Origin of the sequence: Aquabacter cavernae, assembly GCF_003993795.1 — a bacterium.
Taxonomy (GTDB): Bacteria; Pseudomonadota; Alphaproteobacteria; order Rhizobiales; family Xanthobacteraceae; genus Aquabacter; species Aquabacter cavernae.
The window spans coordinates 1,426,344-1,446,242 of sequence record NZ_RWKV01000008.1; the positions used below are offsets into that span (position 1 = coordinate 1,426,344).

Below are 19,899 nucleotides of genomic sequence, written 5' to 3' on the forward strand. Positions count from 1 at the left end.
CCGTGAGCCGTGCTCACGGGCCTTTGGTGTGACGTCAGCTCACGGCGAACTTCAGGAGCTTGGCCGCGTCGAAGTCCTGGATGCCGCCGCCCACCCGCTTGGTGGTGTAGAACAGCACATAGGGCTTGGCCGAATAGGGATCGCGCAGCACCCGCACGCCCGCCCGGTCCACCACCAGATAGAAGCGGCGGAAATCGCCGAAGGCGATGGGGAAGGCCCCGTCCGCGATATCCGGCATGTCCTCGCTCTCCACGATGGGAAAGCCCATGAGGCTGGCGGGCTGGCCCGCCGATGCGGGCGGCGCCCAGAGATAGGCGCCGGTCTCGTCCTTCAGCTTGCGCACCGCCGCCTGGGTGCGCCGGTTCATGACGAAGGAGGCATTCTGCCGATAGCCGCCCTTCAGCGCATAGACGAGATCCACCAGCGCGTCGGAGGGATTGGTGGCGTCGAAGGCGCCCGCCGTGCCGGTGGCCACATAGCCCACCTTGTCCCAGGCCCAGGCGCTCTCGGCCACCTTGGTATAAGCGAGGAAGCCCTTGGGCTTGGCGATGCCGTCGCCGGTCACGAAGGCCGTGCCCTCCTGCTCGGCGAAGACCGTGTCCACCTCCCCGGCGATCCAGGCTTCCAAATTCACCTGCGCATCGTCCAGCAGCGCCTGGGTGGCGGCGGGCATGGCATAGAGTTCCATGGCCGGGAAGCTCAACTCCACCAAGGCCGGGCTGTCGGTCTGCGGGCGTGCGGCGGTCTCGGCCGCCCATCCGGCCGCCGGGCCGGTCTTCAGGAAGGGCTTCTTGTAGGTGCCCGCGCCGATCACCCGTACGGTGGCGATGGCGCGGATGGGCGAGAGGGCGGAGAGGCGGCGGCCGATCTCGGTCTCGATCTCGAACGGCACCAGATAGCCCCCGTCCGGCCCGCTACCCACCGACAGCGCCTTCTGCTCCAGCGCCTTCAGCCCCGCCTGCTCGCCATGGCGGGCATAGACGAGGAAGGCATCCGCATGGGCGTCCCCCTCCGTCCCGCGCGCCGGGCCGCCCAGGGCCGGGCGGCGGCTCTTGGTGGCGAGGGCATCGAGGCGCGCCTTCTGGGTATCCATGGCCACCGCCATGCGCTCGATCTTGTCGGTGAGCAGCGGATCGGCGGCGCCGCGCCGCTCGATCTCGGCGAGGCGTGCGTCATTCGCCCGCCGATAATCCTCGAAGGTGGCGGTGAGGTCGTCCGCCTCGGACAGGTCGCCGGGCAGCATCACCTTGGTCTCAGGCGCGGAAAGAAGGGTCATGTGAGATCCTCGCGGTACGGGAGAGAAGGGGCGCGGCGATGCGCGCGCCCGGCTGCATGGGGAAGGTCACCACCGACACTTCCCAGAGATCGACGCGCAGGAGCCGGCGCGCGCGGCGGCTGGGATCGGTGCGGGCGCGCACGGCCTTGAAGCCGATGGAAAGGCCGTCCAGCGCCCCTTCCGCCACGAGGGTCTGCACCTCGCGGGCGCGCCGCACATCCAGCGACAGGCGCCCGCGCACGAACAGGCCGCGCGTGTCCTCGCCGATCTCGTCCCACACGCCGATGGGCTCGGCGGGGTCGTGCTGGTAGAGCAGGCGCACGCCCGCTGCGCCGCGCGCGGCCAGGGTCTCGGCGAAGGCACCGCGCTCGACGATGTCACGCCCCAGATCCAGCTCGCCGAACACGCAGGCATAGCCCTCGATGCGGCCCTCCCGGCCGGGGGACAAGGCGCTGCTCATCGGCCCGCGTCCGGCGCCTTCGCCTTGCGCCCGCGCACCTTCTCCAGGCGCTCCAGGGTGGCGACGAAATCGCGGAACACACCGCCGGAGGGCGGCGCGGGCGGCGGGGCCGAACGGGTGCGGCGCGGCTCGGCGCCGAGCGCGCGAATGCGCGGCGCCGATGCCTTCTGGAAAGGGGCACGCATGGATCAGTCTCCTGGATGTGACGGCTGCGCGGGCGGGAGAAGCGGCGCTCTCAGTCGGCGCCGTGCCGGGCGTTGAAGCGGGCGAGTTCCCGCACGAAGGCGTCGAGCCGCTCGGTGGCGCGCGCCAGCGCGGCGAGCGCGCGGATGGCGATCAGCGAGGCGCTGCCCGCCCAGAGCAGCAGCGCCAGATGCGCCAGATCACCCCGCTCGGCGAAGATGCGGACGAGAGCGTCCATGGCGGGCTCCGGTGGGGGGTCGCGGATGGTGGAATGTGGGGATGGCTTCCCGCCTTACGGCGGCCCCCTCCCAACCCTCCCCCGCAAGCGGGAGAGGGCTTTTTCCCTTCCGCGCAACGCAAAGCTCCCTCTCCCGCTTGCGGGGGAGGGTTGGGGAGGGGGAAAGCGCCGGGGAAGTCCAACTGGTAGAAGAACAAGAACCGAGGGTAGCGACCACCCCAGCCCCTACCCGCCCACGCCGTCCACCCCCTTCGGCCCATAGCCCACCGCCGCGCGCTTCTCGTCTTCGGTGAGGAAAGGAGCTTCGCGTTGCGCCAGCGGGAAAAGCCCTCTCCCGCTTGCGGGGGAGGGTTGGGAGGGGGCAAGCGCGGTTTTAGACACCCACGCCATCCACCCTCTTCGGCCCATAGCCCACCGCCGCGCGCTTCTCGTCCTCGGTGAGGAAATCCGCCGCCGCCACGCGGCTCCACAAAGCGGCGCGTTCCTGGGCGAGGGCTTCCACCTGGTCGAGATCCGGCACCAAAGCCAGGTCCGGCCCATGGAGCGGCGCGAACCAGCCGCACAGGGCAGCGCCGATGCGCCGGGCCAGCGGAATGGCGGTGAGCCGCCACAAGGCGCGGTTGGCTTCCGCATAATTGGAATAGGTGGCGTCGCCCGGAATGCCCAGCAGCATGGGCGGCACGCCCAGCGCCAAAGCGATCTCCCGCGCCGCCCCCGCCCGCGCCGCCTCGAAATCCATGTCCTTCGGCGTCAGGGCCAAGGGCTTCCAGTCGAGCCCGCCTTCCAGCAGCAGGGGCCGCCCGGCATTGGCCGAGCCCTGGAAGCTCGCTTCCAGCTCGCTCTTCAGCCGCTCGAACTGGTCGTCGGAGAGACTTCCCGTCCCGCCATAGACCAGGGCGCCGGACGGGCGGGCGGCATTGTCGATGAGCGCCTTGTTCCAGGCGCCGGAGGCATTGTGCAGGTCCAGCGCCTGGGCCGCCGCCTCCAAGGGCGGGAAGCCGTAATGGTCGTCCAGCGGGTTGAACAAGGTGAGGTGCAGGATCGTGTCCATCCCCTCCCCGGACTGAGGGATGCGCAGGGTGCGCCCGTCCAGCGTGTAGTCATAGGCTTCCGGCCAGCCGTCCGCGCCGGGCACCACCTTCATGCGGTCGGGCCGCAGCACATGGATCTCGCGCGGCACGCCCTCCACGCACACCACCTCCAGATAGGCATTGCCCGCCACCAGAAGATGGCCGCACACCGCCTCCAGCAGCTCCGGCAGGCGCATGCGCGGATGGGGATGGGCCAGCAGAGCCTGAAGCGGGTGGCCGTCGAGGTCGCGGCCCGCCTCCTGGAGCACATAGGGCATGGTGCCCACCGCCTCGCAGACCAGCCGCACCGCCCGATAGGCCACCGCATTGCGCGCGAATCCTTCCCGCGCCAGGGAGGCATAGTCGCGCGGGGTCCAGCGGGCGCGCCCCTGGGAGAGCAGCGCCACCAGGGCCGCCGTGCGGCTCGCCTTCGCTTCCGCGGGGCGCGGCACCGTGGGGCGCGGGCGGGAGGGCTGGAGGAAAGAGAACATGCGCGGCTCCGTGCGTGGATGGGGCGGACATGCGAAGGCGCGCCGCCCCCTTCCGGGAGAAGCGGGCCGCGCGAAAATGTTCGGAAAGGCCGGAGAGAGGGGCCGGGATCAGCGCCCGCGACGGGCGATGAAGCGCCAGACGAGGATGGAGACCGAGAAGGACAGGAGCCAAGCCACCACCACGATGGCGATCTCAAGCGTCGTGGTCTGCGGCAGGCTCGACAGCGCGGAATAGGCCAGCGCCAGCACCACGCCCGAGGCGAGCGCGGCGAGCATTTCGCGGACCATGTTGGGGCGTTCCTTCATGGCCTGCCTTTGGCACAAAGCCCGGCCGAGATAAAGGGCGGCCCGCTACAGCCCCCGCACGCGGGGGCGGGCCTTCTCCCCGAGCGCCAAAGCGGTGACGGCCCAGACGAGGGCGTCCAGCCGGTCCGGCGAGCGGCCGTTGGAGAGGCCCTCCGGCGTGAAGTCGCACATCTCGTCCTCCAGCGCCGGAAAGCGGCCCGCATGGCGCACGCGGCCCTGCTCATAGAGGGCGGCCACCGGCTCGGCGCGCAGATATTTTCCGCGCGTCGCCCGCACCATCTCCACCGGCACGGCGGAATCCACCTCGGCGATGACGGCGCGCACCATCTCCCCGCCCTGGTTCACCTCCGCCACCACCCGGTCGGCGCTGTAGCGGTGGTGGAGCGCCACGGCCCGGCTCGCCCAGGCGGCAGGCGAGAGGCCGGCGGCGCTGGCATCCTCCAGCACATGCACGCCCCCTGCCCCGTCCAGCCCCGCGCAGACGAGGCCGCAGGCATCCGCCCCGGCGCGGGAGGAGGCGGGCGGGTCCACCGCCACCACAACACGGGCGAGCGGGGGCGCCGCATCCTCCCGCAGGGCTTCCAAGGCGGCGCGGGTCCACAGGGCGCCGGGCCGGTCCTCGATCAACTCGCCTTCCAGCTCCTGCCGGCCGAGGCGCGTGCCGCCATAGCGGGCGAGCACCGCCTCCAGGAAGCCGGGGGCGAGGTTGCGGGCATTGAGCGACGTGGGCGCGCGGGAGAGCGCGGTGCGCGGGTCCGCCATCAGGCGCTTGATGAGGGCCGTGGGACGGGGTGTCGTGGTCACCATCTGGCGTGGACGTTCCCCGAGGCGCAGGCCGAATTGCAGCATGTCGAAGGTGGCCTCGTCCCGGCGCCACTTGCCCAGTTCGTCCAGCCACGCGGCCTCGAACTGGGGCCCGCGCAGGCTTTCCGGATCCTCCGCCGAAAAGCCCTGCGCCACCGCGCCATTGGGCCAGACGAGGCGGCGCCGCGCCGGTTCCCAGCGGGGACGCTCGCCGTCACCATGGACGGCCAGCAGGCCGGAAACGCCCTCCACCATCACCTCGCGCACATCCGCCATGGTCTCGGCGATGAGCGCGATGCGCAGGACAGGCCGCGTGGCGAAGGGCGGGCGGCCGAGCGCCAAGGCGCGCACCCATTCGGCGCCCGCCCGCGTCTTGCCCGCCCCGCGCCCGCCCAGCACCAGCCAGGTGGCCCAGGGCCGCCCGTCCGGCGCGGTTTCGGGGGGAAGCTGGTCGGGCCGCGCCCAGATCTCCCAGTCGGTCAGCAGCCGGGCGGCCACCGGTTCGGAAAACAGGCCCAGCAGCGCGTCACGGTTCCCCGTCGTCGCGCAATGCATCAAGGCGGCGCGCAAGCTCGCGGCGGAAGGTGTCGAGGTCGCTGAAGGCAAGATCATCCTCCGGGGCGGACGGGTCGGGGCGCGCGGGCGGCGCCGGGGCAGCGTCCAGGGCCGACAGATCACGCACCACGCGGGCGAGCACCGCCAAAGCGCGGGCATCGCGTTCCGCCTGGGCGGGGCCGCTCTCCAAGGCCCCCATGCGCGCCTCGATCTCGCCCACCTGCGCCTCGGCCGCCCGCCAGATGCGTTGCGCCAGAAGCTGGCGGCGCTCGGCGGCAAGGGCCGGGGGCACGGGGCGCCGCCGCTTGCGGCGGGGCAAGGGACGCGGGCGCGGCAGCCCGTCGGGGGCAGTGTCGTTGTCGAGCCAGTAATAGATCCGGGCATAGCTGAGCCCGGTCTCGGCCCGGATGTCGCGGACGGCGCGCCCGGCGGCATAGAGCGCGCGCACCCGCGCGCCCGGCTCCGGTTGCGGGGAAGGGTCCGGCATGAGCGGCTCCCGGAAGGTCAGGCTGTTCAGGGACGGGACAGGAAGGCGCCGAGGGACGGTGCAGCACCGGCACCGGAGTGCGTGGCGGGCGCAACTCGGGAACGTGATAGAATGATGTCCTATCAGCGGATCGCTGTAAAGGGATTTTTTCCTAGAAACGCATTTTTCTACGGCCCCGCCCACGGCTTCGCGCAAGGCTCGCCTGCTTGGATCCAAGTTGGCCGTGATTCGCGAGATCAGGGTCGGCAGCCGCGTGAAGGAGTGTAGGGTGAGCGAGACGACATCATGGCCGCGCCGCCGCATCCTGACCCTGTCCGCGGCGGGCGCCGCCGCCTTGCTGCTCGTGGGCGGCGGGGCATTCGCCGCCTGGAGCGTCCTCGGCCAGGCTGAACCGGCCCCGCAGGCCGTGGCGCCACCCGCGCCGGCCCCTGCCCCGGTGGTTCTCGCCCCCATCGAGCTGCCGCAGAAGAAAGGCCCCGCCGACCAGCAGGCCTTCCTCGCCGCCATCGAGGCGGGGCGCGCGGCGCTCGCCAAGGCCGGCGCCGCTATGGAAGCCGACCGCGCTCCCCAGCTGGAGGCCATCCGCGCGCGGCGCGCCCAGGCCCTGTGCACGGCGCTGAAGGACGGCCCCCCACACCGCTGGGTGGGCACCATCGCGCAGGTGGGGCTGAACGGCGACAAGCGCGGCACGCTCACCATCCAGATCGCGCCCGGCATCAGCGTGAAGACCTGGAACACCGCCCCCGCGGATGCGGGCTACGACACGCTGCTGGATCCCAAATCCGTGTTCTTCCAGGGCGCCGATTTGTTCGGCCGGGGGCAGCAGGTGGTGTTTTCCGGCCGCTTCTTCCCCGCCCAGGCGGACTGCGTGAGCCTGTCCACCCTCAACCCCGCCTCCGCCGTGGCCGAGCCCGCCTTCATCATGCAGTTCGAGGAACTGCGCCCGCTGGGCCCGGTGAAGTCACTCCAGGCGCTCAATGACGGCAAAAGCGGGGAGAAGGCCGCGAAGGGCGACCAGACGGGCAGCACGGCCAAGCATTGAGCGGCCTCTCAGCCGAACCGCCGCCCCGCCTCGATGGCGAGGCCCAGCCCCACGGAGCCGAACGTGTCGCCTTCCGCCACCTTGGCATGGGGCACGGTGGCGAGAATGGCGGCGCGCACATGGGAGAGGCGCGTGGAGCCGCCGGTGAGGAACACCGCGTCGATGGCCCCCGCCTCCACGCCCGCAGCCGCAAGGCAGGCGCCGATGCGCGCGGCGATGCGCTCCGCCAGCAGCCCGGTATCCGCCACGAGGTCCGCATGGGTCACGCCCACGGACAGGCCCGCCTCCACCATGGAGAGGTCGAGGGTCGTCTCGCCCGTCTCGGCCACCGCGATCTTGGCGGCCTCCGATGTGAGCGCCAAGGCATGGCCGCGCTCCTCGGCGAGCACGCGGGCGAGGCGCGCCACCTTTTCCGGCTCGCGGGCGTCGCGTTCGAGATCGCGCACCATGCGCTGGGTGCGCGCGTCATAGAGCCGGTTGATGGCCGACCATGTGGCAAGGTCCTGATAGAGGGCGGCGGGCATGGAGAGGCCCGCCCGCTTCAGGGGCGCGCCAAAGCCGAGCAGCGGCATGATGCGCGCCAGCGACAGGCCCCGGTCGAAATCCGTGCCGCCGATGCGCACGCCCTCATTGGCGAGGATATCCCCCGCCCGGTCCGCCGCCGTGGCCCGCGCGGGGGAGAGGCGGACGATGGAGAAATCCGAGGTGCCGCCGCCGATATCGGCGATCAGCGCCAGTTCCTCGCCGCTCACCTGCCGCTCATAATCCAAAGCGGCGGCGATGGGCTCGAACTGGAAGGCGCGGGTGGTGAAGCCCACCTCGGCCGCGATATCGTCCAGCGCATCCTGCGCCTTGGCATCGCCCTCCGGGTCGCCGTCCACGAAATGCACCGGCCGGCCCAGCACCACGCTGTCCAGGGGCGCGCCCGCCGCCGCCTCGCCGCGCGCCTTCACCTGCCCGAGAAAGGTGGCGATGACCGCGCGGAACCCGACCCGCTGGCGGCCCACCGCCGTGGTCTCGTCGATGAGGCTGGAGCCGAGCACCGCCTTCAGGGAGCGCATGAGGCGTCCGTCCTGCCCGCCCACATAGGCCGTCATGGCCGCGCGGCCCACGACGGGCGTGCCGATACGGGGATAGAAAATGGCGCTGGGCAACGTGTCCGCCGTCCCTTCCAGGGGTGCCAGATGCGGGCCGTTGCCGCCCGGCAGGCCGAGTGTGGTGTTGGAGGTTCCGAAATCGAGCCCGCATGCCGCCATGGACGCCTCCTTTGCCGCGAAGGGGGCGCTTGCTAGGCCATTGTGCGCCGCAGCGCAAGCAGGAAGGAGAGGGGGCGTGCCGGAGCGGCGGGCAATCCCAGGCCCGGCGGCCATGGGCGCCGCCTGCGAGACTGCGGAAATCCGGACGGCGCTTTATCCGGTCCGGGCGAGGCGCGGCCCGAAGGCCAGCATGATCCCGAACGCGACGAAGAAGGCGACGGCATGCACCCACACCGGCGCCCAGTCGAAGAAACCGTAGCTCACGCCGACCACGATCAGCGCCACGGCCACCGCTGCGGCCAGCGAGGTGCCAGTCACCGCATGGTCGCGCGCATCCTCCACTGGGTCCGGCGCCGGCAGGTCCCGAGGGGTCACGAGCTTCAAATTACTGCGTCGTTCTGCGGACATATCGCATCTCGGCGGTTCGCAGGAAAAGTGTCATTTAAAATCGGCGGAACGAAAAGCCCCCTGAATGGATCATAATACCGATCCATAAGAAAGAGCATCGCGTTCTTTCCACGCGCGGGAGTATCCGCCTGGAACCGATAGGGTTGCAAGTGTCTTGTCTCCATGAAGCTGCATGCAGCGAAAACCCACGCGACGGGAGACGCAGACATGAACATGTTCGCCAAGACAGGCGCTGACCATTCGAAGCGCGATGAAATCGAACGCTGGGCGTCCGGATTTGCCTCCACCGCCATGGGCTCCTGGGGCGCCCGGCGCGGCGGCTGGATCGGGCTCCTGGCGCTCGCGGGCGCGGGCTTCCTCGCCTGGCGCGCCGGGACGGGGCAAAGCCTGCTGCCGGGGCGGGCCAAGGCCACCAGCGCGGCCGAAAAGACGCGCGCGGCGCGGCCCCGCCTGACCGCCGCCCGGCGCGGCAAGTCGGCCGAAGCCCGCGCCACCGCCCGTGAGGAGAAGGCCGCGAGCGGCGAGACGGCCAAGCGCACGACCCGCACGCGGGCTTCCGCCAAGACGGCGACCCGTGGCTCCAAGGCGAGCGCCGCCAAAACGGCAGCAGTGAAGACGTCCGCAGCCAAGCCTGCGGCAGCGAAGACCAGCGCCACGAAGGCGAGCACGGCTAAAGCCAGCGCTTCCAAGACTGGCGCTTCCAAGACCGGCGCTTCCAAGACCAGCCTGGCGAAGACGCCGGGCAGGAAGGTGAACGGCGCCCACCCGGCCCGCGCGGCCAAGAGCGAAATGACGCCCAAGGCGCCCATGGCGACCCATTCCTGAGCAAAGACAGACAGCCGGAGACCAACGTCCCGGCGATCTCTTCGGCCGCCTGCCCTGACCTCCGGGTGTGGCGGCCTCTTTTTGCCTGGTTACCGTCGAGACAACGGCCTCACACGCTCTCGGCGTAGCGCTCGTAGGCGTGTTCCACCGTGAGGATGTGGGCGCGCATGGCGGCGGCGGCCTCGGCCTTGTCACCGCGCAGGATTGCGGTGACCACCGCGTCATGCTCCGCATAGGACAGAGCAAGGCGGCCCAGATTGCGGAACTGCGCGCGGCGGAACGGCTGGAGGCGCGCCCGCGTCGCGAGCGTCAGTTCCGTGAGATAGGAATTGTGCGCGCCCGCATAGAGGAAGGTGTGGAAGCGCTCGTTCAGGAAGGTGTAGTTGGTCTCGTCGCCCTTGCGGGTGAGATCGGCGAGGTCCGCATGGATGGCCTGGAGCTGGCCGCGCTCGGAGGCGGTCATGTTCACCGCGCACAGGCCCGCGCACAGCGCCTCCAGTTCCGCCATCACCTCGAACATGCCCCGCAGGCGATCCAGCGAGGGCTTGGCCACCAGAGCCGAGCGGTGGGGCCGCGTTTCCACCAGTCCCGACGCCGCAAGATCGCGGATCACTTCGCGCACCGGCGTGCGAGACACGCCGTAGCGCTTGGCGATCTCCATCTCTTCCAGCGCGGTGCCGGGCGCGATGCGCCCGCCCACGATGTCGTCGGCGATCTGGAGGCGCAATTCCTCGGTGCGCGTGACGCTGCGCACCACGGCGCGGCGACGACGCGCGGGCGCCGGACGGTCGGCGGCGAGGCTCTGGGTGACGAAAGGGCTCATGATTGGAAGGGTACCGGGATTCTCTGGAGCCGGATGTGTTGAGATGGAATCGCTCTGCGTTCCCATCTCAACACTGAATCCGTCTCTTTCCAAAAGTGAGAGGGCGAAGGGGTCGGGCGGGATCTCAGGCGGGGTCCGCGATGATGCTCACCTGGGCGGCGACCACCTGCCAGCCCTCGGGAAAGCGCACCCAGCTTTGCTGCTGGCGACCCACCTTGCCCGGCACCCCCGCGCGGGTGAACAGGGTGGAGGCCACCGCGAAATCGGTGCCGTAGGTGGTGATGACGGTGCGCGCCAAAGTGCGCGCGAGGCCCACGGGCGAGCGGGCCCGGCGGAAGGCGCGGATCTCGTCCATGCCATAGAGGTTTTCACCGCCGCCATAGCGGATGGTCTCCGGGGCATCCCGGAACAGGGCTTCGAGGGTCTCCACGTCATTGCTGACGAGCGCCTCCTCGTAGCGGGCGAAAGCGGCCTCCATCTCGGCCAGCACGTCGGGTCGGTTGATTTCCACGGCCTCGTCCTCACGCATACAGCGGCCGGGCGGAACGCGCCCGGCCAAGTCAGGTCTTCATGACGGGACGGGAGGCTTTCGCGTCCCGTCCCGCAGAACTCAAATGCCGTCAGGCCCCCAGGGCCGCCACCGGCGCCTTGGCCGTGCCGGACGCGGCCAGCGCCTGCGCGACGCGCAAGGCAAGGTCCTCGCGCCAGGGCGGCGCGATCACCTGCACGCCCAGCGGAAGCCCCCCATCCACCCAGACCGGCACCGCCGCCACGGGCAGGCCGATGAAGGAGATGGGCTGCGTGAACAGGCCGAGATTCGGCCGCACCAGCAGTGTCTCACCATCCAGCACGAACGTCTTCTGCCCCAGTTCCGGCGCCCGGCATGGGGTGGAGGGGGCGAGGATCACATCCACCTCCTCGAACGCAGCCAGCATCTGCGCGCGGAAGACGCGGCGGAACTTCTGGGCCGCCATGACCCAGGCGGCGGGAATGGCGAGGCCCGCAATCAGCCGGTCGCGCACCGCCGGGTCGAAATCCTGCGGGCGGGCATGGAGGCGCCGGGCATGGAGCGCGGCGCCCTCGGCGGCGGTCATCACATAGGCCGCCGCGCGGGCACGGGCGGCTTCGGGGATCTCCACCACCTTGGTGGCGCCCAGCGCGGCGGCGACAGCATCCACCGCCGCGAACGCCTCCGGCAGGGCACGGGCGCGGAAATAGCCGCCCGCCACCCCGATGCGCAGGCCCTCCGTTCCCTCATCGAGCAGCGGCGTCACCGCCTCATAGGGGCGCGGGGTCAGCGCCGGGTCGTCCAGGTCCTCGCCCTGCATGGCGTCATAGGCGAGCGCCAGATCCAGCGGGCAGCGGGCGAAGGGGCCGAGATGATCGAGGGCGGAGACGAAGGGAAAGGTGCGCGCACGGGAGAGGCGTCCGTAAGTCGGCTTCAGGCCGAACAGGCCACATAGCGCGGAGGGCACGCGAATGGAGCCGTTGGTGTCCGAGCCGAGCGCCAGGGGCACCTCTCCCGCCGCCACCGCCGCGCCCGAACCGCCCGAGGAGCCGCCGGACATGTGGCCGAGGTCATGGGGGTTGCGCGAGGGGCCGTCATGGGCGTTCTCGCCCGTAAAGTCATAGGCGTATTCGCCCATATTGAGCGCGCCCACGAGCACCGCGTCCGCCGCCTCCAGCCGCTCCACCAAAGTGGAATCGCGGGGCGCGGGGGGAAGGTCGCGGTTGATCTTGGAGCCCGCGCGGGTGGCGATGCCCTGAACGTCGAACAGGTTCTTCACCGCGAACGGCACGCCCGCGAGGCGGCCCAGCTCCCGGCCCGCCGCGCGGGCGGCGTCCACCGCGTCCGCCTTGGCAAGCGCCCGTTCGGCGGTCACGTCGGTGAAGGCGTTCACCTGCGGCTCCAGCGCCGCGATGCGGGCCAGGCTCGCCTCGATGACCGCGCGGGCGGTGACGGTGCCCGCCTTCACGGCGGCGGCGATCTCATGGGCCGGGGCGGTGGCATAGGCCGCCGCGTCGGGCGCCGGGGTGTCGGGGGTGGTGAGGTCGGTGCTCATGGCCGGTACACCGGAGCGGGCTCCGCCTCGTCGTGGAGATCATAGGCCATCACGAAATGGGCGGCCTCGGCCACGTTGCGCAGATAGGCCATGGCCTCGCGCTGCCACTCGCCCTCCACGGGAATGGCGAAGGCGCCGATGGCACCGTCCAGCAGGCGCTCCAGGTCACGCTCCTCCGGCGGGGGAATGGGGGTTTCCGGCACGGACATCGAACTCCCTTTCTTTGATTTCCTTCGGGTGTGGGGGGCGAATTGAGGAACGTCATCCCGCTCTTCTGTCGCTCCCTTGCCCCCTCCCCACCCCTCCCCCGCACCGAAGTCGGATGTTTCCGACTTCGGCACGTTATCGAACCGAACGCGGCAACAGCCGAGTTCGGGCGGGAGAGGGAGCTTAGCGTTGTGTCGGCGGGTAAAGCCCTCTCCCGCTTGCGGGGGAGGGTTGGGAGGGGGAAGACCGGGAGCAGGAAGCCCCCTCACACCGGCGGATGCGGAATGGCGGACAGAAGTTCGCGCGTATAGGCGTCCTTGGGCGCTTCCAGCACCTGTTCGGAGGTGCCCTCCTCCACCACCCGGCCCTGGCGCATGACGATCACCCGGTCGCACAAGAGCTTCACCACATGCAGATCGTGGGACACGAACAGGTAGCTCATGCCGATCTTGTGCTTCAGCTCCTCCAGCAGGTTCAGCACCACCGCCTGGACGGACACGTCGAGCGCCGCCGTGGGCTCGTCCAGGATGACGAGATCGGGATTGAGGGCGATGGCGCGGGCGATGCCCACGCGCGCCTTCTGCCCGCCGGACAATTGGTGGGGGAAGCGGTCCAGCAGATCGCCGGGCAGGCCCACCATGGACGCCAGTTCCTCCACCCGCGCGCGCATCTTCGCGCCGCCCGACATGCCGCCCATGCGCAGTAGCGGGTCGGCGATGGCGCGCGAGGCCGTGTAGCGGGGATTGAGGCTCTCGGTGGGATCCTGGAACACCATCTGGATACGCCGGCGCATGGGATGGTGGGCGAAGTCCTTGGCCGGGATGGCGCCGATATCCTCGCCCGCGAAGGTGATCTTGCCCGCCGTGGGATCGATCAGCCGCATGACGATGGTGGACGTGGTGGACTTGCCGCAGCCGCTCTCGCCCACGAGGCCGACGCTCTCGCCCTTCTTCACCTCGAAGGAGATGCCGTCCACCGCGCGGAAGATGGTGTCCTTGGGGTCGCCCTTCTTGCCCAGCAGGCCGGACATGAAGCTCCCGGTCACGCCCTGGCGGGGATATTCCTTCAGCAGGTTCTCCACCTTCAGGAGGGGAATGTCCGCCGCTGACGCGGCGGCCCCCTCCCTGCCCTCCCCCGCAAGCGGGAGAGGGTCGCCAACGGAGAGCGCATCGCCCGCTCCCTCTCCCGCTTGCGGGGGAGGGTTGGGGAGGGGGAATGGCACGGACGTAGAAGAGGACGCCTCGCTCTCCGGCAGCAGGTCCTTCAGCGTGATGCCCGGACGGGGCGTCGCGCGCATGAGCTTGCGGGTATAGGGATGCTGCGGGTTGCGGAAGATCTGCTCGGCGGGGGCGGTCTCCACCACCACGCCCTTCTCCATCACCATGACCGTGTCGCAATAGGCGGCCGCGAGGCCCAGATCATGGGTGATGAGGATGGTGGACATGCCGCGCTCGCGCGTCAGCTCGGTCACCAGATCCATCACCGCCTTCTGGGTGGTGACGTCGAGGCCCGTGGTGGGCTCGTCCGCGATCATGAGCTGGGGGCGACAGGCGAGCGCCAGCGCGATGACGATGCGCTGGCACATGCCGCCGGACAGCTCGAACGGATAGGCGTGGTAGCGCTCCTCCGGCCGGGCGATGCGCACCTGGTTGAGGATGTCGATCACCTTCTCCTTCACATTGCGGGGGTCCGCCTGGAGATGGTGCATGAGCACGTCGCCGATCTGCCGGCCCACGGTGCGGATGGGGTTCAGCGCCGCCCGCGGGTTCTGGAAGATCATGGACATTTCGCGCCCGCGCAGGTCGCGCATCTGGCTCTCGGGCGCGTGGGCGATGTCCAGGCCGGAAAAGGCGATGGAGCCTTCCGCGATGCGCCCGGCCCGGTCGAGGATGCGCATCACCGTGTAGGAGGTGACGGACTTGCCCGAGCCGCTCTCTCCCACGATGCCCAGGGTCTCGCCCTTGGCCACCGTGAGGTTCACGTTCTTCACCGCCTTCACGAGCCCGTTGCGGGTCACGAACTCGACGGTGAGGTCCTTCACTTCCAGCAGCTTGCCGTGGGCCTCCTCCTTGGGCTGGAGGTCGGCTGTGGCCGGATCGATGACGCCGTGCATGGTCGCCTCCATGGATCAGGTGCGGCGCTGGGGATCGACGATGTCGCGCAGACCGTCGCCCAGCAGGTTGAAGCAGAACACCGCGAACATGAGCGCGAGGCCGGGGAAGAGCGCGATCCACCATTCGCCGGAAATGATGTAGGTGCCGCCCTCGGCCACCATGATGCCCCACTCCGCCGTGGGCGGGCGCACGCCGAGGCCGATGAAGGAGAGGCCCGCCGCGTTCAGGATGGCGTAGCCCATGGTCAGCGACATCTGCACCATCATGATGGGCATGATGTTGGGCAGGATCTGCGTGAGCAGGATGCGCCATTCCGAATTGCCGGTGAGCCGCGCCGCCTGCACGAACCCCGCCTGCCGCCGGATGGCCGCCTCGGCGCGGGCCACGCGCACATAAAGCGGGAAGTTGATGATGGCCGTGGCGATGACGATGTTGGTCACCGTATTGCCCAGCGCCGCCACGATGCCCATGGCCAGCACGAACAGCGGGAAGGCCATGATGGTGTCGGAGATGCGGCCGATGATGCGGTCCGTCCAGCCGCCGAAGAAGCCGGACGCGATGCCCGCAATGCCGCCCGCCGCGAACACCAGCGCCACCGAGAAGATGGCGATGCCGAGATCGAGCCGCGCCGCCACCACCACGCGGGAGAAGATGTCCCGGCCCAATTGGTCGGTGCCGAACCAATAGGTGGCCGAGGGCGGCTTCAGCGCCATGGGAGTGTTGGAGGCATAGGGGTCGTGGGGCACGATGAACGGGCCCAGCACCGCGCAGATCACCAGCACCAGGAACATGCCGAAGGCGAGGCCGGTGACGGGGTTGTCGGAGATGACATAGCGCGCGTGCTTCAGCGTCGCCATGAAGGCGCCGGGGCGGCGGGGGGCGTCTGTGGTGGCGAGGGTCATGCGGGCCTCCTTCAGGCTTCGGCGCGCGCGCGGGGGTCGATGATGCCGTAGGCGATGTCGATGAGGAGATTGAGCAGCACGTAGAGGATCGCCATGGCGAGCACGAAGCCCTGGACCGGGGCGAAGTCGGACGTGATCAGCGCCTCCACCGCGTAGGAGCCGATGCCAGGCCAGGCGAACACCTTCTCCACCAGCACGTTGGCGCCCAGGAGGAAGGAGAACACCATGCCCAGCGTGGTGATGACCGGCAGCATGGCGTTGCGGAAGGCGTAGACGATGATGACCTTGTAGGGGGTGAGCCCCGCCGCCCGCGCCGTGCGCACGAATTCGGAGGAGAGCACCGAGAGCATGGAGGCCCGGGTCATGCGCGCGATGGGCGCCAGCGCGAAGATGGCCAGCGTCAGCGCCGGGATCACCAATTGCGCCAGGGAAGCGCGGAAGGTTTCCAGGTCCCCGGCCAGCAGGCTGTCGATGAGATAGAAGCCGGTGATGTCGGGCGGCGCGGTGGCGAAGGCGTCCAGGCGCCCCAGCGGCGCGGGCGCCCAGCCCAGCTTGAAATAGAACACATAGACCAGCAGCAGGCCGGTGAAGAAGACCGGCAGCGAGACGCCCGCCGTGGTGATGATGCGGCAGGAATGGTCTACCCAGGACCCCTGCTTCACCGCCGCCGCGATGCCGAAGGGAATGGCGATGACCAGCGCCAGGATGAGCCCCGCCAGCGTCAGCTCGGCGGAGGCCGGCAGGCGGGTGGCGATCTCGGTGATCACCGGCTGGCCGGTGGAGAGCGAGGAGCCCAGGTCCCCCTTCGCCAGCGCGCTCACATAGTCCACGAACTGCTCGGGCATGGACTTGTCCAGGCCCAGCTTCGCGCGGATCTCGGCGATGGCCTGGGGCGTGGCGGCGGGGCCCGCGAAATAGGCCGCCGTATCGCCCGGCAGCACGCGGGTGAGAAGGAAGGTGACGATCACGACGCCGATCAGGCTCGGAACGGCGGTGGCAAGGCGGCTGGCGATCAGCTTCAGCATCACGGCCTCTCCCCTGGAGCACGGGCCGGCCGTCCTGCGCTGCAAGCCGACCGGATGCCGTGTTCTCGCTCAAAGATTTAGAGTGCGGTGGGCCGAGCGGGCGGATCCTGCCCGCTCGGTTCTGTCACAGGGGGCGGCCCCGCCCGCTTCGCCGGATCCGGCGCAAACGATGCAAGGATGGCGCCAGACGCGGGGGGAGGTGCCGGGCGGGCGCCGCGCAAGCGACACGCCGCCCGGCTTCCCGTCCCCCCGCACGGGATCAGGACTTCTGGAGCGTCGCGTAGTTGAGCCGGCGGTGGAACCAGTATTCGTAGCCGGTGATGTTCTTCTGCATGGCGACGTTCACATAAGGCTGGAACAGCGGAATGCGCGGCACATCGGCGAAGGCGAGGTCCACCATGCCCTTGATGTCCGTGTCATAGGCCGCCTTGTCGCCATTCGCCGCCGCCGCGCGGGCGCCGTCGATGAAGGTGTCCATGGCCTTGGACTGGTAGCTCATGGTGTTGAACACGGAATTCGCGCCGTGATAGCACCAGAAGAAGAAGTATTCCGGATAGTCCAGCCAACCCGAGAAGACGTTGGTGAACATGGGCATCGTCTTCTTGTTCAACTCGGTCCGCCAGTTCGCGCCGGGGATCTTGTTGATGGTCGTCTTGATGCCGATCTGGGCGAGGTTTTCCTGAACCAGCACGCAGAGCGGCTCATTGACGCCCGCGAAGCCCAGGTCGAAGGAAACGTCGGTCTCGAAGCCGTTGGGATAGCCCGCTTCCGCCAGCAGCGCCTTCGCCTTGGCGAGGTCCGTCACATACTTGGTGGGCTGCGGCCAGGCGACTTCCGTCTTGGCGTCCGCCGGGGCGCCGAACATGGGCTTGGACAGGCCGAAGAGCACCGCGTCCATGATCTTCTGGTAGGGCATGGCATAGGCCATGGCGAGGCGCACCTTCGGATTGTCGAAGGGCGGCTTCGTCACGTTCATGCCCATATATTGCAGGCCGTTGGAATAGGGTGTGGAGATGATGGAGAGCTTGCCGCTCTCCTTCAGTTCCACGAAGTCCTTGTTGGGCAGGTCGTAGGAGATGTCGGCATCGCCCCGCTCCAGCAGCGCCCGGCGGTTGCCCGAGGAGGGCACCATGCGCCAGATGATGCGCTTCATCTTGGGCACGCCGCCCACCCAATTGTCATTGCGCTCGTAGACCACCTCGGTGCCGGGGGTCCACTTCACCACCTTGTAGGGGCCGGAGCCCACGGTGTTCTGCTTGGTGTATTCGAGGCCCCATGGATCCTGCGCGGTGGCGTTCTTCTTCACCAGTTCGGAATTGTAGATGGAGGGGACGATCACCGCGAGATCGGGGATGGTGAGGCGATCCTTGCGGATGAAGTCCACGCGCACCGTGCGGTCGTCCACCACCACGAACTGCTCGGCCTTCTCCAGGGAGCCCGCCTTCATCTGGAAGGTGGGGAAGCCGCCCACGGTGACGGCGCGGTCCAGCGACCACTTCACGTCCTTGGCGGTGACCGGCGTGCCGTCCTGGAACTTGGCGTTGCTCTTCAGCTTGAACGTCACCGACATGTCGCCGACATTCATGTCCTCGGCGAGCTGCCCCTCGAACTTGTCCTTGTCGTAATAGGGGGTGCCGTTCACCGTCTTCATGGGGTGGGTGATCAGGCGGTCATAACAGTTCCAGCTGGCCTCATAGCCGGGCACGTTGGTGCCGACGCCCTGGATGTCGAGATTGTTGGGGCCGCTTTCGGAGACGATCAGCAGCGTCTCGTTGCGCGCCTGGGCCTGGGCCGAGGAGAAGACCGCGGGCGCGGTCACCGCGGTCCCGGAGGCGACGGCGGTCGCGGAGGCGGTTTGCAGGAATTCACGGCGGTTCATCAAGTTCCCCCATCTGGAAACGAAAGCCTGCATCCCTCCATTCAAGTGCCGTGCCAATTGCATGCTATTTTTTGATTTTTCAATTATATCATTGACTTAATACAATGTTCTCCTGATCACATTCCTTCATCACTGATGCGATATGATCAAAATTTGATCACAAAAAGCGAAATTGCATGCATATGGACATGCCCATGCTGCGCCACATATCGAAATAGTTGTGATGCCGGCGGGACGATGCAACCCTCACGCAGGCATGATGAGGCTGTGTCATACTCCGCGACAGCACGCTCTCAGAGTGCGCACCAAGGAGGAAGATTAATGCGCCTGTCATGCCAACCGCGTCTCGGACTGACCCGCACGCTCGCCTCGATCGGCCTCGGCCTCGCCGTATCGTTCACCGCTGCGGGCGGTGCCATGGCGCAGGCCTATCCCACCAAGCCGATCCGCATGATCGTCCCCTTCTCCGCCGGTGGCACCACCGACATCTTCGCCCGCCTCATGGCCGAGCACCTCACCAAGTCGCTGGGCCAGACCGTCATCGTGGAGAACAAGGCGGGCGCGGGCGGCAATTCGGGTGCCGACACGGTCGCGAAAGCCGAGCCGGACGGCTACACCATCGTCATGGGCACCGTGGGCACCCATGCCATCAACGGCGCCCTCTATGCCAAGATGCCCTATGACACCGCCAAGGACTTCGTGCCCGTGGCGTTCGTGGCGGGCGTCCCCAACGTTCTGGAAGTGAATCCCCAGAAAGTGAAGGCCAAGACGGTCCAGGAATTCATCGCCGAAGCCAAGGCGGCGAAGCCTCCGCTCACCATGGCCTCCTCCGGCAACGGCACCTCCATTCATCTCTCCGGGGAGATGTTCAAGCAGGCCACCGGCGTCGAGCTGACCCACGTTCCCTATCGCGGCTCCGGCCCGGCGGTGAACGACCTGGTGGGCGGCCAGGTGGACGTGATGTTCGACAACCTGCCCTCCTCCATCGGCCAGATCCGCGCCGGCGCCCTGCGCGCCATCGCCGTCACGTCCGCCCAGCGCTCGCCCGCTTTGCCTGACGTGCCCACCATCGCCGAATCCGGCGTGCCCGGCTTCGACGCCTCCTCCTGGTTCGGCCTGTTCGCGCCCGCGGGCACGCCGAAGGCCATCGTGGACAAGCTGAATGCCGAGGTGAACAAGGCCCTTGAGGACCCGGCGGTGAAGCAGCGCTATGCCGAAGTGGGCGCCGACATCCGCATCATGAGCCCGCCGGAATTCGCGGCCTTCCAGAAGGCCGAGATGGAAAAGTGGGCACAGGTGGTGAAGCTCTCCGGCGCCAAGGTGGAATAGCCGCGCGCGGCCTGCGCGCGGGCCGCCGTCCGGCTCCACGCCTTCAATGCCCACCAAGCCGGCGAAACCATTCGCCGGCTTTTTCATGCGCGCCCGTCGCGATCACGAACGAGCGCGCCGGCCCCTGTTTTTTTCGTCGCGCCCCGGAACCTTTCC

Annotated in this window: 21 protein-coding genes; 3 read left to right on the top strand and 18 right to left on the bottom strand. The window is 69.0% G+C overall.

All coding sequences use genetic code 11. From position 1 onward, the window contains the following. Positions 1-34: 34 nt before the first annotated feature. The 8 genes from EJJ38_RS11200 to EJJ38_RS11235 form a co-directional block, all read right to left on the bottom strand. Complete coding sequence (locus EJJ38_RS11200) at positions 35-1,276, bottom strand: phage major capsid protein (protein WP_127090137.1); 1,242 nt, start codon at positions 1,274-1,276, stop codon at positions 35-37. After that, positions 1,254-1,736, bottom strand: a complete 483-nt coding sequence (locus EJJ38_RS11205; RefSeq protein ID WP_127090138.1) for an HK97 family phage prohead protease — start codon at positions 1,734-1,736, stop codon at positions 1,254-1,256. Before EJJ38_RS11205 ends, EJJ38_RS11200 begins: the two co-directional genes overlap by 23 nt. Continuing rightward, positions 1,733-1,921 carry a hypothetical protein gene (locus EJJ38_RS11210; RefSeq protein WP_127090139.1) on the bottom strand — a complete coding sequence of 63 codons (189 nt, stop codon included), beginning with the start codon at positions 1,919-1,921 and terminating at the stop codon, positions 1,733-1,735. The genes EJJ38_RS11205 and EJJ38_RS11210 overlap by 4 nt, the downstream gene beginning before the upstream one ends. Positions 1,922-1,971: 50 nt before the next feature. After that, on the bottom strand, positions 1,972-2,157 hold the full coding sequence (locus EJJ38_RS11215; RefSeq protein WP_127090140.1) for a hypothetical protein: 186 nt from the start codon (positions 2,155-2,157) through the stop codon (positions 1,972-1,974). 373 nt (positions 2,158-2,530) lie between these two features. Beyond that, positions 2,531-3,718, bottom strand: coding sequence for a phage portal protein (locus EJJ38_RS11220; protein WP_127090141.1), 1,188 nt, complete (start codon positions 3,716-3,718; stop codon positions 2,531-2,533). Between the two features lie 108 nt (positions 3,719-3,826). Continuing rightward, the gene (locus tag EJJ38_RS11225) at positions 3,827-4,006 is read right to left on the bottom strand and encodes a hypothetical protein (protein ID WP_127090142.1); all 180 of its coding nucleotides are present in this window, start codon (positions 4,004-4,006) and stop codon (positions 3,827-3,829) included. A gap of 63 nt (positions 4,007-4,069) precedes the next feature. After that, positions 4,070-5,383, bottom strand: coding sequence for a DNA-packaging protein (locus tag EJJ38_RS11230; RefSeq protein ID WP_127090143.1), 1,314 nt, complete (start codon positions 5,381-5,383; stop codon positions 4,070-4,072). Continuing rightward, positions 5,355-5,870: a hypothetical protein gene (locus EJJ38_RS11235; protein WP_127090144.1), complete on the bottom strand. Its 516-nt coding sequence runs from the start codon at positions 5,868-5,870 to the stop codon at positions 5,355-5,357. Before EJJ38_RS11235 ends, EJJ38_RS11230 begins: the two co-directional genes overlap by 29 nt. A gap of 268 nt (positions 5,871-6,138) precedes the next feature. Here EJJ38_RS11235 and EJJ38_RS11240 point away from each other — a divergent pair, with 268 nt between their 5' ends. Next, positions 6,139-6,912, top strand: a complete 774-nt coding sequence (locus tag EJJ38_RS11240; RefSeq protein ID WP_127090145.1) for a hypothetical protein — start codon at positions 6,139-6,141, stop codon at positions 6,910-6,912. Between the two features lie 8 nt (positions 6,913-6,920). Here EJJ38_RS11240 and EJJ38_RS11245 read toward each other — a convergent pair whose 3' ends face one another. Both EJJ38_RS11245 and EJJ38_RS11250 read right to left on the bottom strand, forming a co-directional pair. Then, positions 6,921-8,168, bottom strand: coding sequence for an Hsp70 family protein (locus tag EJJ38_RS11245; protein ID WP_127090146.1), 1,248 nt, complete (start codon positions 8,166-8,168; stop codon positions 6,921-6,923). A 153-nt stretch (positions 8,169-8,321) separates the two neighbouring features. Next, entirely contained in the window at positions 8,322-8,576 is a 255-nt protein-coding gene (locus EJJ38_RS11250) for a hypothetical protein (RefSeq protein WP_127090147.1), read from the bottom strand. Positions 8,577-8,783: 207 nt separating this feature from the next. Between EJJ38_RS11250 and EJJ38_RS11255 the strand changes: the two genes are divergently transcribed. Next, the gene (locus EJJ38_RS11255; RefSeq protein WP_127090148.1) at positions 8,784-9,401 is read left to right on the top strand and encodes a hypothetical protein; all 618 of its coding nucleotides are present in this window, start codon (positions 8,784-8,786) and stop codon (positions 9,399-9,401) included. A 109-nt stretch (positions 9,402-9,510) separates the two neighbouring features. On the opposite strand, the gene EJJ38_RS11260 is transcribed toward EJJ38_RS11255, so the two are convergent. The 8 genes from EJJ38_RS11260 to EJJ38_RS11295 all read right to left on the bottom strand — a co-directional run bounded on the left by EJJ38_RS11260 (position 9,511) and on the right by EJJ38_RS11295 (position 18,414). Continuing rightward, complete coding sequence (locus EJJ38_RS11260) at positions 9,511-10,224, bottom strand: GntR family transcriptional regulator (RefSeq protein WP_127090149.1); 714 nt, start codon at positions 10,222-10,224, stop codon at positions 9,511-9,513. A 124-nt stretch (positions 10,225-10,348) separates the two neighbouring features. Further along, positions 10,349-10,753: an oxalurate catabolism protein HpxZ gene (hpxZ, locus tag EJJ38_RS11265; protein WP_420836874.1), complete on the bottom strand. Its 405-nt coding sequence runs from the start codon at positions 10,751-10,753 to the stop codon at positions 10,349-10,351. Positions 10,754-10,844: 91 nt separating this feature from the next. Further along, the gene (locus tag EJJ38_RS11270) at positions 10,845-12,287 is read right to left on the bottom strand and encodes an AtzE family amidohydrolase (protein ID WP_127090151.1); all 1,443 of its coding nucleotides are present in this window, start codon (positions 12,285-12,287) and stop codon (positions 10,845-10,847) included. Beyond that, positions 12,284-12,496: an AtzG-like protein gene (locus EJJ38_RS11275; RefSeq protein ID WP_127090152.1), complete on the bottom strand. Its 213-nt coding sequence runs from the start codon at positions 12,494-12,496 to the stop codon at positions 12,284-12,286. Before EJJ38_RS11275 ends, EJJ38_RS11270 begins: the two co-directional genes overlap by 4 nt. Before the next feature lie 263 nt (positions 12,497-12,759). After that, positions 12,760-14,607 (bottom strand): dipeptide ABC transporter ATP-binding protein, encoded by a 1,848-nt coding sequence (locus EJJ38_RS11280; protein ID WP_127090153.1) that lies wholly within the window; start codon positions 14,605-14,607, stop codon positions 12,760-12,762. Positions 14,608-14,622: 15 nt separating this feature from the next. Continuing rightward, a complete protein-coding gene (locus tag EJJ38_RS11285) occupies positions 14,623-15,510 on the bottom strand; it encodes an ABC transporter permease (protein ID WP_127090154.1) in 888 nt (295 codons plus the stop codon). A gap of 11 nt (positions 15,511-15,521) precedes the next feature. Beyond that, positions 15,522-16,535, bottom strand: a complete 1,014-nt coding sequence (locus EJJ38_RS11290; RefSeq protein WP_127090155.1) for an ABC transporter permease — start codon at positions 16,533-16,535, stop codon at positions 15,522-15,524. A gap of 259 nt (positions 16,536-16,794) precedes the next feature. Next, positions 16,795-18,414 carry an ABC transporter substrate-binding protein gene (locus EJJ38_RS11295; RefSeq protein ID WP_127090156.1) on the bottom strand — a complete coding sequence of 540 codons (1,620 nt, stop codon included), beginning with the start codon at positions 18,412-18,414 and terminating at the stop codon, positions 16,795-16,797. 321 nt (positions 18,415-18,735) lie between these two features. On the opposite strand from EJJ38_RS11295, the gene EJJ38_RS11300 reads away from it, so the two are divergent. Beyond that, positions 18,736-19,743: a Bug family tripartite tricarboxylate transporter substrate binding protein gene (locus EJJ38_RS11300; protein WP_127090157.1), complete on the top strand. Its 1,008-nt coding sequence runs from the start codon at positions 18,736-18,738 to the stop codon at positions 19,741-19,743. The last annotated feature ends 156 nt before the right edge of the window (positions 19,744-19,899 follow it).